Source organism: Streptomyces sp. NBC_01591 (genome assembly GCF_035918155.1).
In the GTDB taxonomy this organism is placed as follows: domain Bacteria; phylum Actinomycetota; class Actinomycetes; order Streptomycetales; family Streptomycetaceae; genus Streptomyces.
In genome coordinates this window covers 913,042-927,191 of sequence record NZ_CP109327.1, presented here as the reverse complement: position 1 = coordinate 927,191, position 14,150 = coordinate 913,042, and the positions used below count along the sequence as shown (strand labels likewise).

General features: G+C 70.1%; 9 protein-coding genes. 5 read left to right on the top strand and 4 right to left on the bottom strand.

What is annotated here, in order from left to right; genetic code table 11:
* Positions 1 to 184 precede the first annotated feature (184 nt).
* The 4 genes from OG978_RS04560 (at position 185) to OG978_RS04545 (ending at position 6,464) form a co-directional block, all read left to right on the top strand.
* Complete coding sequence (locus OG978_RS04560; protein ID WP_326763930.1) at positions 185 to 2,407, top strand: NADP-dependent isocitrate dehydrogenase; 2,223 nt, start codon at positions 185 to 187, stop codon at positions 2,405 to 2,407.
* Between the two features lie 462 nt (positions 2,408 to 2,869).
* Entirely contained in the window at positions 2,870 to 4,600 is a 1,731-nt protein-coding gene (gene ctaD / locus OG978_RS04555; protein ID WP_326763929.1) for an aa3-type cytochrome oxidase subunit I, read from the top strand.
* Between the two features lie 29 nt (positions 4,601 to 4,629).
* A complete protein-coding gene (locus OG978_RS04550; RefSeq protein ID WP_326769927.1) occupies positions 4,630 to 4,971 on the top strand; it encodes a hypothetical protein in 342 nt (113 codons plus the stop codon).
* A gap of 131 nt (positions 4,972 to 5,102) precedes the next feature.
* Positions 5,103 to 6,464 carry an NAD(P)/FAD-dependent oxidoreductase gene (locus OG978_RS04545; RefSeq protein ID WP_326763928.1) on the top strand — a complete coding sequence of 454 codons (1,362 nt, stop codon included), beginning with the start codon at positions 5,103 to 5,105 and terminating at the stop codon, positions 6,462 to 6,464.
* A 23-nt stretch (positions 6,465 to 6,487) separates the two neighbouring features.
* Here the strand turns inward: OG978_RS04545 and rho are convergent, their stop codons facing one another.
* Positions 6,488 to 7,654: a transcription termination factor Rho gene (gene rho / locus OG978_RS04540; RefSeq protein ID WP_326763927.1), complete on the bottom strand. Its 1,167-nt coding sequence runs from the start codon at positions 7,652 to 7,654 to the stop codon at positions 6,488 to 6,490.
* A gap of 376 nt (positions 7,655 to 8,030) precedes the next feature.
* On the opposite strand from rho, the gene OG978_RS04535 reads away from it, so the two are divergent.
* Positions 8,031 to 8,912: a GNAT family N-acetyltransferase gene (locus OG978_RS04535; protein ID WP_326763926.1), complete on the top strand. Its 882-nt coding sequence runs from the start codon at positions 8,031 to 8,033 to the stop codon at positions 8,910 to 8,912.
* 75 nt (positions 8,913 to 8,987) lie between these two features.
* Here OG978_RS04535 and meaB read toward each other — a convergent pair whose 3' ends face one another.
* From meaB to mutA, 3 genes are read right to left on the bottom strand one after another with little or no spacing between them, the layout of a single operon-like run.
* On the bottom strand, positions 8,988 to 9,977 hold the full coding sequence (gene meaB, locus OG978_RS04530; protein ID WP_326763925.1) for a methylmalonyl Co-A mutase-associated GTPase MeaB: 990 nt from the start codon (positions 9,975 to 9,977) through the stop codon (positions 8,988 to 8,990).
* A 12-nt stretch (positions 9,978 to 9,989) separates the two neighbouring features.
* A complete protein-coding gene (gene scpA, locus OG978_RS04525) occupies positions 9,990 to 12,191 on the bottom strand; it encodes a methylmalonyl-CoA mutase (protein WP_326763924.1) in 2,202 nt (733 codons plus the stop codon).
* Entirely contained in the window at positions 12,191 to 14,050 is a 1,860-nt protein-coding gene (gene mutA / locus OG978_RS04520) for a methylmalonyl-CoA mutase small subunit (protein WP_326763923.1), read from the bottom strand. The genes scpA and mutA overlap by 1 nt, the downstream gene beginning before the upstream one ends.
* Positions 14,051 to 14,150 lie beyond the last annotated feature (100 nt).

Here is a 14,150-nt window from a genome sequence, read left to right as displayed (position 1 = left end):
TGTGTACGCGGCGACCGGGGCGTACGCCGACGGGCGGCCGCCGGGCCGGGGCGGGGCACATATTGCGGTGTGTGGCCGTGGTGACACGCTTCGCCGCCGATGAAGGCAGGGCCCTGTCGAGGCCGGGGGGATCACGAGATATCTTGATGTCAAGCAATGTTGCAGACGTGGAGCGGAGCACAGGGTGACTGACTCGACCATCATCTATACACACACCGACGAGGCCCCGGCCCTGGCGACGTATTCGTTCTTGCCCGTGATCCAGGCGTACGCCTCGACGGCCGGGGTCAATGTCGAGAGCCGTGACATCTCGCTGGCCGGACGCATCATCGCCGGCTTCCCCGAGCGTCTTCAGGAGGGCCAGCGCATCGACGACGCGCTCGCCGAGCTCGGCGAGCTGGCCAAGCGCCCCGAGGCCAACATCATCAAGCTTCCGAACATCTCGGCCTCGATCCCGCAGCTGAAGGCGGCCATCGCCGAGCTGCAGGCGCAGGGCTACGCGCTCCCGGACTACCCGGACGACCCGCAGACCGACGAGGACAAGGACGTCCGCGCGCGCTACGACAAGGTCAAGGGCAGCGCGGTGAACCCCGTGCTGCGCGAGGGCAACTCCGACCGCCGTGCCCCCGCCTCGGTCAAGAACTACGCCAAGGCGCACCCGCACCGCATGGGCAAGTGGTCCGCCGACTCGAAGACGAACGTCGCCACCATGGGCGTCGACGACTTCCGCTCCACCGAGAAGTCCACGGTCATCGCCGAGGCCGGTTCGCTGCGCATCGAGCTCGCGGGCGACGACGGCAGCACCACCGTTCTGCGCGAGTCGGTGCCGGTGCTCGCGGGTGAGGTCGTCGACACGGCGGTCATGCGCGTCGCCGCCCTGCGCGAGTTCTTCACCGCGCAGGTCGCCCGCGCCAAGGCAGAGGGCGTGCTGTTCTCCGTACACCTCAAGGCCACCATGATGAAGGTCTCCGATCCGATCATCTTCGGTCACGTGGTCCGCGCCTTCTTCCCGAACACCTTCGCCAAGTACGGCGAGGTGCTCGTAGCCGCCGGCCTGTCCCCGAACGACGGTCTCGGCGCCATCCTCAACGGCCTGGACTCGGTGCCGCACGTGGGCGCCGAGATCAAGGCGTCCTTCGAGGCCGAGCTCGCCGAGGGCCCCGCGCTGGCCATGGTCGACTCCGACAAGGGCATCACCAACCTGCACGTCCCGAGCGATGTCATCGTCGACGCCTCTATGCCGGCCATGATCCGCACCTCCGGCCACATGTGGGGACCGGACGGCCAGGAGGCCGACACCCTCGCCGTCCTGCCGGACAGCAGCTACGCGGGTGTCTACCAGGTCGTCATCGACGACTGCCGCGCCAACGGCGCCTTCGACCCGTCGACCATGGGCTCGGTGCCGAACGTCGGCCTGATGGCACAGAAGGCCGAGGAGTACGGCAGCCACGACAAGACCTTCGAGATCCCCACCACCGGCACGGTGCGGGTCGTCGACGGCAGCGGCGACGTCGTGCTGGAGCAGGCCGTCGGCGCCGGCGACATTTTCCGTATGTGCCAGGCCAAGGACCTGCCGATCCAGGACTGGGTCAAGCTCGCCGTCACCCGCGCCCGCGCCACCGGCGTCCCGGCCGTGTTCTGGCTGGACGAGGCCCGCGCCCACGACGCGCAGCTGATCACCAAGGTCAAGAAGTACCTCGCCGACCACGACACCGACGGCCTGCAGATCGAGATCATGTCGCCGGAGAAGGCGACCGCGTTCTCGCTGGAGCGCATCCGCCGCGGTGAGGACACCATCTCCGTCACCGGCAACGTGCTGCGTGACTACCTGACCGACCTGTTCCCGATCCTCGAACTGGGCACGAGCGCGAAGATGCTCTCCGTCGTCCCGCTCATGAACGGCGGCGGCCTGTTCGAGACGGGCGCCGGCGGCTCCGCGCCCAAGCACGTCCAGCAGCTCGTCAAGGAGAACTACCTGCGCTGGGACAGCCTGGGCGAGTTCTTCGCGCTCGCGGCCAGCTTCGAACACCTGGCGACGACCACGGGCAACGCGCGCGCCCAGATCCTCGCCGACACGCTCGACCGCGCGACCGGCACCTTCCTCAACGAGGACAAGTCGCCGAGCCGCAAGCTGGGTGGCATCGACAACCGCGGCAGCCACTTCTACCTGGCCCTGTACTGGGCCCAGGAGCTGGCGCAGCAGACCGACGACGCACAGCTCGCGCAGGCGTTCGCCGGGCTCGCGAAGACGCTGGGCGAGCAGGAGCAGACCATCGTCGACGAGCTGATCGCGGTGCAGGGCTCGCCCGTCGACATCGGTGGCTACTACCAGCCGGACCCGGCCAAGGCCTCCGCCGTCATGCGTCCGTCGGCGACGTTCGTCCAGGCCATCGCGGCCATCGGCTGACGGAAGCCTGACGAGACACTCGCGGAAAGGGGCGCATCCCGGCGCCCCACCCTCCCGCCCCGGTCGGCACCATGCCCGACCGGGGCGGTTCCGTGTCCGGGACCGGGACGGGGACCGGCACCGAAGGCGTGGCCTGAGCATCGCCGGGGGAGCCCGCCCCCGGTCGGGGCGTTCGCCGGATCACGCGGCAACGGCACCGGACAGCAAAGGAGTTCGGCCCGCAGCTCCCGGGCCCGCGGTGGACCGACGGTCCGAGACGCAGCCCGTGCCCGCGGGCGCCCTGACGGGTGAATGTCGCGTGACGGCGGGCGGCGGGCCACACATAGCAGCCCCGCGGCTGATTTGCTGCAACTGGAATCTGGCGTGACGCGCGCGGGACCGGTCTGTCGGCGGTCCCGGTGGGAACGGCGCCCCTGCCGGGTGCTCGGTCCACCCGCGAATGACAATCGAAGGAGCGTCCCAGTGACGACGACGGGCACAACAGGGGCAGCCGACGAAGAGGAGGAGTACGCGAACGAACTTCCGGTCCGCGCCAAGGAACCGGGAAACGTCGTCATCAAATGGCTGACCACCACCGACCACAAGACGATCGGCACGCTCTATCTCGTCACCTCGTTCGCTTTCTTCATGATCGGCGGTGTGCTGGCCCTGGTCATGCGCGCCGAGCTGGCGCGTCCCGGGATCCAGATCGTCTCGCCCGAGCAGTTCAACCAGGCGTTCACGATCCACGGCACGATCATGCTGCTGATGTTCGCGACGCCGCTGTTCGCCGGGTTCACGAACTGGATCATGCCGCTGCAGATCGGCGCGCCCGACGTGGCGTTCCCGCGGCTGAACATGTTCGCCTACTGGCTGTACCTCTTCGGCTCGATCGTCGTCGTGGCCGGCTTCCTCACCCCGAACGGGGCGGCGGACTTCGGCTGGTTCGCCTACTCCCCGCTGACCGACGCGGTCCGCTCACCGGGCATCGGCAGCGACATGTGGATCATGGGGCTGGCCTTCTCCGGCTTCGGCACGATCCTCGGATCGGTCAACTTCATCACCACGATCATCTGCATGCGCGCCCCCGGCATGACGATGTTCCGCATGCCGATCTTCGTCTGGAACGTCCTGCTGACCGGTGTGCTGGTCCTGCTGGCCTTCCCGGTCCTCGCGGCGGCCCTCCTGGTACTGGAGGCGGACCGCAAGTTCGGCGCGCACGTCTTCGACGCGGCCAATGGCGGCGCACTGCTCTGGCAGCACCTCTTCTGGTTCTTCGGCCACCCGGAGGTGTATATCATCGCCCTGCCGTTCTTCGGCATCGTCAGTGAGGTCATCCCGGTCTTCAGCCGGAAGCCGATCTTCGGCTACATCGGCCTGATCAGCGCGACGATCGCCATCGCGGGTCTCTCCGCGACCGTGTGGGCGCACCACATGTTCGTCACGGGCGGTGTGCTGTTGCCGTTCTTCTCGTTCATGACCTTCCTCATCGCGGTACCGACCGGTGTGAAGTTCTTCAACTGGATCGGCACGATGTGGAAGGGATCGCTGTCCTTCGAGACACCGATGCTCTGGTCGGTCGGCTTCCTGGTGACCTTCCTCTTCGGCGGTCTGACCGGTGTGATCCTCGCGTCGCCCCCGATGGACTTCCACGTCTCGGACTCGTACTTCGTCGTCGCGCACTTCCACTACGTCGTCTTCGGCACCGTGGTCTTCGCGATGTTCGCCGGATTCCACTTCTGGTGGCCGAAGTTCACCGGCAAGTTGCTGGACGAGCGGCTCGGCAAGATCACGTTCTGGACGCTGTTCGTGGGCTTCCACGGCACGTTCCTGGTGCAGCACTGGCTCGGTGCCGAGGGCATGCCGCGCCGTTACGCGGACTACCTCGCCGCCGATGGTTTCACCGCGCTCAACACGATCTCGACGATCTCCTCGTTCCTGCTCGGCCTTTCGACGCTGCCGTTTCTCTACAACGTGTGGAAGACCGCCAAGTACGGCAGGAACGTCGGGGTCGACGACCCGTGGGGCTACGGCCGTTCGCTGGAGTGGGCGACCTCCTGCCCGCCGCCTCGGCACAACTTCCACACCCTGCCGCGGATCCGTTCCGAATCCCCGGCCTTCGACCTGCACCACCCCTCGGTCCGCGCGCTCGACGAAGCCCTCAGCCGTCCGGACATCGAGATGCCCCGGCCCCCGGGGGACGAGCGGGCGTGAGCACGACCGCCCGGGGAGAGGAGGAGCGAGTGGACCCCGACAAGGACAGCGCCCGCGGTCTGGCACAGCTGCAGGGCTACCTGCTGTGGAATGCCGAGGTCGAGGAGGCCCGCCGCCGGGCGGGCCGCTTCACCGACGAGCTGCCCTGGCTCACCACCGCCCAGCGTGAGGACGTGGAGCGCGTCTACACCGCCGACCGCCTCGCCGCGTCACGGGCGACGCTCTCCCGGATCTCCGCCCGCGCCACCTCGCTGCGCGGCGAGTACGAGGCGCGCTACCGCATGCTCAAGGCACGCTGCGTGGCCACCGGTGTCGTGCTCGTCGGCGCGGTCGGCGGCACCTGCACCGCGGTCACCCTGCTGACCCGCTGACCGGGTGTGTCGTCCGTCCGCCGCCCCCAGCAGGCGAACTCGCCCGCGGCTCGTGAAGATGAGAGAGGACGGGCGCGTGCGACGGGGCAGGCGAACGGATGAACGTACAGGCCCGAGAAGGGACGAACACCGTGGCACGACCCAGGATCCTCGTTGTCGGCGCCGGATTCGCCGGAGTGGAGTGCGTACGCCGTCTGGAGCGCGGGCTCATCCCGGGCGAGGCGGAGATCGCGCTCGTCGCCCCGTTCTCGTACCAGCTCTATCTCCCCCTGCTGCCGCAGGTGGCGTCGGGTGTGCTCACCCCGCAGTCGGTCGCCGTCTCGTTGCGCCGCAGCCGCAAGCACCGCACCCGGATCATTCCGGGCGGGGCCATCGGTGTGGATCCCGAGGCGAAGATCTGCGTCATCCGCAAGATCACCGACGAGATCGTCTACGAGCCCTACGACTACATCGTGCTCAGTGCCGGGAGCGTCACCCGCACCTTCGACATCCCCGGGCTGCTGGACAACGCACGGGGCATGAAGACCCTGGCCGATGCCGCTTACGTACGGGACCACGTGATCGCCCAGCTCGACCTCGCGGACGCCAGCCACGACGAGAACGAACGGGCTTCGCGGCTGCAGTTCGTGGTGGTCGGCGGTGGCTACGCGGGCACCGAGACGGCGGCCTGTCTGCAGCGCCTCACCAGCAACGCGGTCAGGCACTACCCGCGGCTCGACCCGAAGCTGATCAAGTGGCATCTCATCGACATCGCCCCGAAGCTGATGCCCGAGCTGGGGGACAAGCTGGGCCGGAGCGCCCTGGAGGTGCTGCGCGCACGCGGCATCGAGGTGTCGCTCGGGGTCTCGATCGCCGAGGCCGCCCCGGCGAAGGTCACCTTCACCGACGGCCGGGTGCTGCCCTGCCGGACCCTGATCTGGACGGCGGGCGTCGCGGCGAGTCCGCTGGTCAGCACGTTCGACGCGGAGACGGTACGCGGCCGGCTGGCCGTCACACCAGAGATGAGCCTGCCGGGCTTCGACGGCGTCTTCGCCCTCGGCGACTGCGCGGCCGTGCCGGACCTGAGCAAGGGCGACGGAGCGGTCTGCCCGCCCACCGCACAGCACGCCATGCGCCAGGGCCGCAGGCTCGCCGACAACCTCATCGCGACACTGCGGCACCAGCCGCTGAAGCCGTACGTCCACAAGGACCTCGGCCTCGTCGTGGACCTCGGTGGCAAGGACGCGGTCTCCAAACCGCTCGGCGTCGAGCTGCACGGAGTCCCCGCACAGGCCGTTGCCCGTGGCTACCACTGGTCGGCACTGCGCACCAATGTCGCCAAGGCGCGGGTCATGACCAACTGGATCCTCAACGCCGTCGCGGGCGACGACTTCGTACGCACCGGCTTCCTGTCCCGGCAGCCGGCCAAGCTACGCGACTTCGAGCACACGTACCCCTACCTCACACCGGCGGAGGTCCGTGAACACACCGCCTCGCTGCACACCGGCACCTGATCGCCGGCGCGGCCCGGACAGGCTCAGGCTTCCGGGACGGTGCGGTGGACGGAACGGAGGAACGCCGCGTTGTCCGGGGTGTGGCGGATCCGGTCCAGCAGCGTTTCGAGCGCGGTCCGCGGGTCCCTGGCGTGCAGTGCGCGCCGCAGTCCCCGTACCACCCGCAACTCGCCTTCCGGCACGAGGAGTTCCTCGCGCCGGGTGCCGGACGCCGGGATGTTCACGGCCGGATGGGTGCGCCTGTCCGCCAGGGCGCGGTCGAGCCGGAGTTCCATGTTGCCGGTGCTCTTCAGCTCCTCGAAGAAGTAGTCGTCGGCACGGGAGCCCGTCTCCACCAGCGCGGTGGCCAGGATGGTGAGGGAGCCGCCCTCCTCGGCGAGTCGTGCGGCGCCGAAGAGCTGCTTGGGGCCGAGCAGTGCGGCCGCGTCGACGCCGCCGCTGAGGGTGCGTCCGCCTGCGGCGGAGGCGTTGTTGTGGGCGCGGCACAGGCGGGTGAGCGAGTCGAGCAGGATGACGACGTCCTGGCCCTGCTCGACCAGCCGCTTGGCACGTTCGACCGCGAGTTCGGCGAGTGCGATGTGCTCCTTCGCGGGCCGGTCGAACGTCGAGGCGAGCACCTCGCCCCGTACGGACCGGCGCATGTCCGTGACCTCCTCGGGGCGTTCGTCGACCAGCACCACCATCAGGTGGCACTTGGGGTGGTTGGCGGCGACGGCGGCGGCGACCTGCTGGAGCAGCACCGTCTTTCCGGTTCTGGGCGGCGCGACGACGAGCCCGCGCTGCCCCTTGCCGATCGGCGCGACCAGGTCGACGAGACGCATCGCGGCACCGCCGGACGGTGTCTCCAGCCGCAGCCGTTGCCTCGGGTGGAGCGGGGTGAGATCGCGGAAGTGCGGCCGGCCGCGAAGCGCATGCGGGGAACGGCCGTTGACCCGCTCCACGCTGGACAGGGTGCGAGGCCGGTCGCAGAGCCCCTCGACGGCATCGCCCCGGCGCAGGCCGTGGCGGCGGATCAGGGCGGCCGGGACCAGTACGTCGCCGGGGGAGGGACGGCCGTCCCGGGCGCGCAGCGCGCCGTTTCCCTGGTGCGTGATGTCGAGGACGCCGACGGCCCCGGTGGCCTTGGCGGTGGTTGCGGACTCGGTGGTCAACTCATGCTGGTGCAGCGGGTGTTCGAGAGTGCTGGTCATGAAGGGTGGTCCTTTCGCGGACATGGCGAACGAAGGGGCCGGACGGCGCGGGGCGGAAGGGATCACACCCCCGACGACGGGCGGGAAAGTCCGAACGGCGATAACCCGGTCCGAACTGGATGAGATGAAGCGGAGAGCTGGATCGCCGGTCGGAAAAGAACGGGCGCGGCAGCCTCGGAGAGCTGATTCGGCACCGGCGCCTCAAGACGAGGCGGGCACATGTACCAATTGGACAGTACCACGGCCCTCGGGGAACGAAACCGTGTCGACGTTCCCGATATCCGGTTGCTGTGGTGTTTGCGGAGTGATGTGGTTCTCCGGGCCACCCGCCCGCTCACCCATCCCGATCGGCGCCCCGGGGCGCGGAGGAGTCACTTTGTCGATACGCATCACCGTGCTGGCCGACCCCGACCGGTCCGGCGGGAGCCACCGTTCGGCCTGGCTCGCCTCCGACCCCGCGGGTCACCCCGTCGGCTCGGCGTTCCTGCGCCTCTTCACCCGCGAGGGCCAGGACCACCTCGCCGAACTGGAACTGAACGTCCACCCCGCGGAGCGCCGCAACGGCGTCGGCTCGCGGCTGCTCGACACGGTGGTCGCAGCCGCCCGCGAGGAGGGCCGGCGCAGCGTCATCGCGCAGGTCGAGGCCGGTTCGGCAGGGGATCATTTCCTGCGGGCCAAAGGACTGCGCAAGGTCCTGACCCTGACGTACGTCCGGCTCCCGCTGGCCGAGGCCGACACCGGGACCCTGCGCCGGACCGTCGGGCAGCCGCATCCGGGCTACCGGCTCATCTCCTGGGACGGCACCGTCCCGGACGAGCTCGCGCCGACGTTCGCCGCTTCTCGCCGGGCCATGGACGACATGCCCATGGACGACACCGACTTCGGCACGGTCGTCTGGGACGTGGACCGGGTCCGGTCCGCGGCGGCGGCCATCGCGGCACGCGGCGACCTGCTCCACACGGTCGCGGCGGTCGACGAGTCCGACTCCACCATCGTGGGCTTCACGGAACTCGTCGTCCCGGGCGACGGAAAGGGCGACGGCCAGCACTACGGCACCGGAGTCCTGCCCGAACACCGGGGGCACGGCCTCGGCCGGTGGATGAAAGCGCGGTCCATCCTCCGGGCCCGCGAACGCCACCCGGGCCTGGAAGGGCTGCTGACGGACACCGCCGACAGCAATACGCACATGCGGAGCATCAACGACGCGCTCGGCTACGAGCCGACACACAGGTCGGTCGAGTACCAGCTCGATCTGTAGGAGCTTGCCGTCCGGCGGATCGGGGGAGGCCCCGACCGCCGGACCGATGCCGGCGCCCGGGGCCCGTCGTTCGGATCAGGCCGTGCCCCGGAACGCGCCCAGGATCCGCTCGGCCGCCAACGTGGCTGTCAACTCGCCGTCCCGTACCCGCTGTTCCAGCCCCGGAGCGAGCGCACGCACCTCCGGATGGCCGCGCAGACTCTCCAGCAGCTCGTCCCGCACCATCGTCCACGTCCAGTCGACCTGCTGGTCACGCCGCTTCGCGGCGAGCCGCCCGGTCGATTCCAGCAGCGCGCGGTGCTGCTCCAGCCGCTCCCACAGGGTGTCGAGACCGGCCGACTCACGGGCGCTGCAGGTGAGCACCGGAGGCGTCCACGCCGCGTCCACCGGGTGCATCAGCCGCAGCGCACCCGCCAGTTCACGCGCCGCCGCGCGCGCGTCGCGCTCGTGCGGGCCGTCCGCCTTGTTGACCGCGATCGCGTCCGCCAGCTCCAGGACGCCCTTCTTGATGCCCTGGAGCTGATCGCCGGTCCGGGCCAGCGTCAATAGCAGAAACGTGTCGACCATATTGGCCACCGCCGTCTCGGACTGTCCGACGCCGACCGTCTCCACCAGCACCACGTCGTATCCCGCGGCCTCCATCACCACGATGGACTCCCGGGTCGCCTTGGCCACCCCGCCGAGCGTCCCGGCGGTGGGGGACGGGCGCACGAACGCCGCCGGATCCACCGCGAGCCGCTCCATCCTGGTCTTGTCGCCCAGGATGGAGCCGCCCGTACGACTGGAGGAGGGATCGACGGCCAGCACCGCGACCCGGTACCCGAGCCCGGTGAGCATCGTGCCCAGCGCGTCGATGAAGGTGGACTTCCCGACCCCCGGCACGCCGCTGATGCCGATCCGCCGGGCAGCGCCGGAGTGCGGCAGCAGCTCGCGCAGCAACTGCTGGGCCAGCGCCCGGTGATCGGGTCGGGTGGACTCGACGAGAGTGATGGCGCGCGCGATGTGCGCCCGCTTCCCGTCGAGCACCCCCTTCACATAGCTGTCGATGTCGATCTTCGGTGCCATCGGGTCAGCGGCTCACAGCTCGTGGCCGAGCGCGGCACCGAGCCGCGTCACCAGGTCGTACGCGGCATCCGGGATGACCGTGCCGGGCGGGAACACGGCCGTCGCGCCCGCCTCGTGCAGCGCCTCGATGTCCTGCGGCGGAATCACCCCGCCCACCACGATCATGATGTCGTCGCGCCCCTCGGCCGCCAGCTCCTCGCGGAGCGCCGGCACCAGCGTGAGGTGCCCTGCGGCCAGCGAGGAGACGCCCACGATGTGCACGTCCGCCTCCACCGCCTGCCGTGCCACCTCGGCCGGCGTCTGGAACAGCGGGCCGACGTCCACGTCGAAGCCCAGGTCGGCGAAGGCGGTCGAGATCACCTTCTGGCCGCGGTCGTGGCCGTCCTGGCCCATCTTGGCGACCAGGATGCGCGGACGGCGCCCCTCGGCCTCCTCGAACCTGTCCACCAGAGCCCGGGTCCGGTCCACGGAAGGGGATTCACCTGCCTCGTTGCGGTACACACCGGAGATCGTACGGATCTGGCCCGCATGCCTCCCGTACACCTTCTCCAGGGCGTCCGAGATCTCGCCCACGGTCGCCATCGCGCGCGCCGCGTCGACGGCGAGTGCCAGCAGATTGCCTTCGAGGCCGGGGCCGGGGTCCCGCTCGGCCGCCGTCGTGAGCGCGCGCAGCGCGGCCTGGCAGGCCGACTCGTCGCGCTCCTCGCGCAGCCGGCGCAGCTTCTCGATCTGCTGGGCGCGCACCGAGGAGTTGTCGACCTTGAGCACATCGATCTGCTCGTCGCTCTCCACCCGGTACTTGTTCACCCCGATCACCGGCTGGCGCCCGGAGTCGATCCGCGCCTGGGTGCGGGCCGCGGCCTCCTCCACCCGGAGTTTCGGGATGCCCGCATCGATGGCCTGCGCCATGCCGCCCGCCGCCTCGACCTCCTCGATGTGCTGCCAGGCCCGGCGCGCCAGGTCGTACGTCAGCTTCTCCACGTACGCGCTGCCGCCCCACGGGTCGATCACCCGGCAGGTGCCCGACTCCTGCTGGAGCAGCAGCTGGGTGTTCCGGGCGATCCGGGCGGAGAAGTCCGTCGGCAGGGCGAGCGCCTCGTCGAGCGCGTTGGTGTGCAGCGACTGGGTGTGCCCCTGTGTGGCGGCCATCGCCTCCACACAGGTCCGGGTGACGTTGTTGAACACGTCCTGCGCGGTCAGCGACCACCCCGAGGTCTGCGAATGGGTGCGCAGCGAAAGCGACTTGGCGTTCTTCGGCTCGAACTCCTTGACCAGCTTGGCCCAGAGCAGCCGGGCCGCCCGCAGCTTCGCGATCTCCATGAAGAAGTTCATGCCGATCGCCCAGAAGAACGACAGCCGCGGTGCGAACGCGTCCACGTCGAGACCGGCGTCCCGGCCGGCCCGCAGGTACTCCACTCCGTCCGCGAGGGTGTACGCCAGCTCCAGATCGGCCGTCGCACCCGCCTCCTGGATGTGATAGCCGGAGATGGAGATCGAGTTGTAGCGCGGCATCTTCTGCGAGGTGTACGCGAAGATGTCGGAGATGATCCGCATCGAGGGCTTCGGCGGATAGATGTAGGTGTTGCGGACCATGAACTCCTTCAGAATGTCGTTCTGAATGGTCCCGGCCAGCTTCTCGGGCCCGACGCCCTGTTCCTCCGCGGCCACGATGTACAGCGCGAGCACGGGGAGCACCGCGCCGTTCATCGTCATCGACACCGACATCCGGTCCAGCGGGATGCCGTCGAAGAGCTGCCGCATGTCGTAGATCGAGTCGATCGCCACGCCCGCCATGCCGACATCGCCGGTCACCCGCGGGTGGTCGCTGTCGTAGCCACGGTGGGTCGGCAGGTCGAAGGCGACGGAGAGGCCCTTCTGTCCGGCCGCGAGGTTGCGGCGGTAGAAGGCGTTGGACTCCTCGGCGGTGGAGAACCCGGCGTACTGCCGGATCGTCCAGGGCTGATTGACGTACATCGTCGGGTACGGGCCGCGCAGATACGGGGCGATGCCCGGATACGTACCGAGGAAGTCGAGCCCTTCGAGGTCGTGCCCGGTGTACAGCGGCTTGACCGCGATACCTTCCGGGGTCTCCCACAGCAGGTCGCCGTCGGAACTGCCGGAGGACTCCTTCACCGAGGTCCGCCACCGGTCCTCGGACACCTCGGCGGCGCCGCCCGTACCGAGCTCGATGCCGGAGAAGTCAGGGATACGCATTACGCCACATCCATACGGTCGAGGAGGGAGGAGAGGACGGCCACCACATCGGAGCCCGCGAAGACGTACTCGTCGACGCCGGCGTACTCGCCGGGCCGGCCGGCCAGGAACACCCGCCGCGCCCCCGCCGATCCCAGCGCCTCGGCGACCGCCCCGGCCTGCTCGGCGTAGAGCGCGTCGCTGGAGCAGAGGCACGCCACGGCGGCCCCGCTGGCCCTGAACGCGTCGGCGGCCGTGGTCGCGTCGACCGAGACCGGGTCGTGGACCGGTTCGATGCCGCCCGCCTGGAAGAGGTTGGCGGCGAACGACACCCGCGCGGTGTGGGCCGCGGCGGGGCCGAGCGCGGCGAGGAACACCCTCGGCCGCTGTCCGGTCACCTCGAGGTGCGCGTCCGACCGGGCGCGCAGCGCCTCGAACGCCTCGTCACGGCGGACCCTGGGCAGACCGCCCGATGCGGCCGGTCCGGCGGGGGCCGGCTCGCGCTCCACCGGTCGCTCCGCCAGCTGCGGGAACTCGCTGACCCCGGTGATCGGCTCCTTGCGGCGCGCCAGGTCCTTGCTGCGCGCCGCCCAGGTGGCCGCGAGACGCTCGCCGATCATCCCCGAGCGAAGGGCGGCGGCCTGGCCGCCGGACCGCTCGATCTCCTGGAAGAACGACCATGCGGCGTCGGCGAGTTCGGCAGTGAGCCGTTCCACGTACCAGGAGCCGCCGGCCGGGTCGATCACCCGGGCCAGGTGCGATTCCTCCAGCAGGATCGTCGACGTGTTGCGGGCGATGCGCCGGGCGAACGCGTCCGGCAGGCCCAGGGCGTGATCGAACGGCAGCACGGTGACGGAGTCGGCGCCGCCGACACCCGCCCCCAGACACGCCAGCGTCGTGCGCAGCATGTTCACCCAGGGATCGCGCCGCGTCATCATCACCGACGACGTCACCGCGTGCTGGCGCTGGGCGCCGGCGTCGGCGGCCCCGCACACCTCCGCCACCCGGGACCACAGCCGGCGCGCGGCCCGCAGTTTGGCGATGGTCAGGAACTGGTCGGCGGTCGCCGCGTACCGGAACTCCAGCTGCCCGCAGGCGTCTTCGACCGGGAGTCCGGCGTCCGTCAGCGCCCGCAGACAGGCGACACCGGTCGCCAGCGAAGCACCCAGTTCTTCAGCTGCGGAGCCGCCGGCCTCGTGGTACGGCAGTGCGTCGACGGTCAGCGTCCGCAGTCCGGGAAACTCCCGTACGCACCGCTGCGCCCAGTGGACCGCGGCCGACAGGTCGGGCTCGGCGCCGCTGCGGGCGGCCTGCCCGAACGGGTCCGCACCGAGGCTGCCGCGCACGCTCCGCGTGTCGACGCCCCGCTCCGCGCAGATCCGCAGCAACTCCGTCGCCGCGGCGTCGGTCTCGCCGCCGGCATCGAGCACCACGGGAGCCAGATCGAGGTAGACGCCGTCCAGGGCCGCCGCCAGCGCGGACACGGGAACACCTGCGGCACCGCCCACGGTCAGCCACAGCGAGGTGACGCCGTTCTCCAGATCGGCGAGCACCGCCTCGTTGAGGCGCGCGGGATCCGGGAGGGTGTGCCGCTGCCGTACGTCCCAGCCGCCCGCCGCGTTGCCCTCGGCCTGGCTGCCGCGGGTGAAGGGGGCGAAGCCCGGATATCCGGCATCGGGCGCGCTGTCGCGCGAGGTGTAGAGGGGGCGGGTGATGAGCCCGTCCTCCACCGTGGTGGACAGCGCTTCCTCGGCGGCCGAACCCGCAGCCTCCTTGCCCGACTTGCGCAGCACACCTTCGACGAGGTGTTGCCAGTGCTCATGGGCGGGGGCAGGGAATTCGGCGGCCAACGAAAGCCCGTCGGCAGGCAGGACCGTCATGCCCAGATGCTAGGTCAGGGGGCTTGAGGGCAGCATGGGTTCCGCTTGTGACCTTGCCCTCTCCGGAGCGCACTTGATCCTTCACCCACCGTCGCGTAGA

Coding starts and splice junctions, on each gene's coding strand:
- scpA (WP_326763924.1), bottom strand. CDS start 12,191: ATGCGTATCCCTGACTTCTCCGGCATCGAGCTCGGTACGGGCGGCGCC.
- rho (WP_326763927.1), bottom strand. CDS start 7,654: ATGACCAGCACTCTCGAACACCCGCTGCACCAGCATGAGTTGACCACC.
- mutA (WP_326763923.1), bottom strand. CDS start 14,050: ATGACGGTCCTGCCTGCCGACGGGCTTTCGTTGGCCGCCGAATTCCCT.
- meaB (WP_326763925.1), bottom strand. CDS start 9,977: ATGGCACCGAAGATCGACATCGACAGCTATGTGAAGGGGGTGCTCGAC.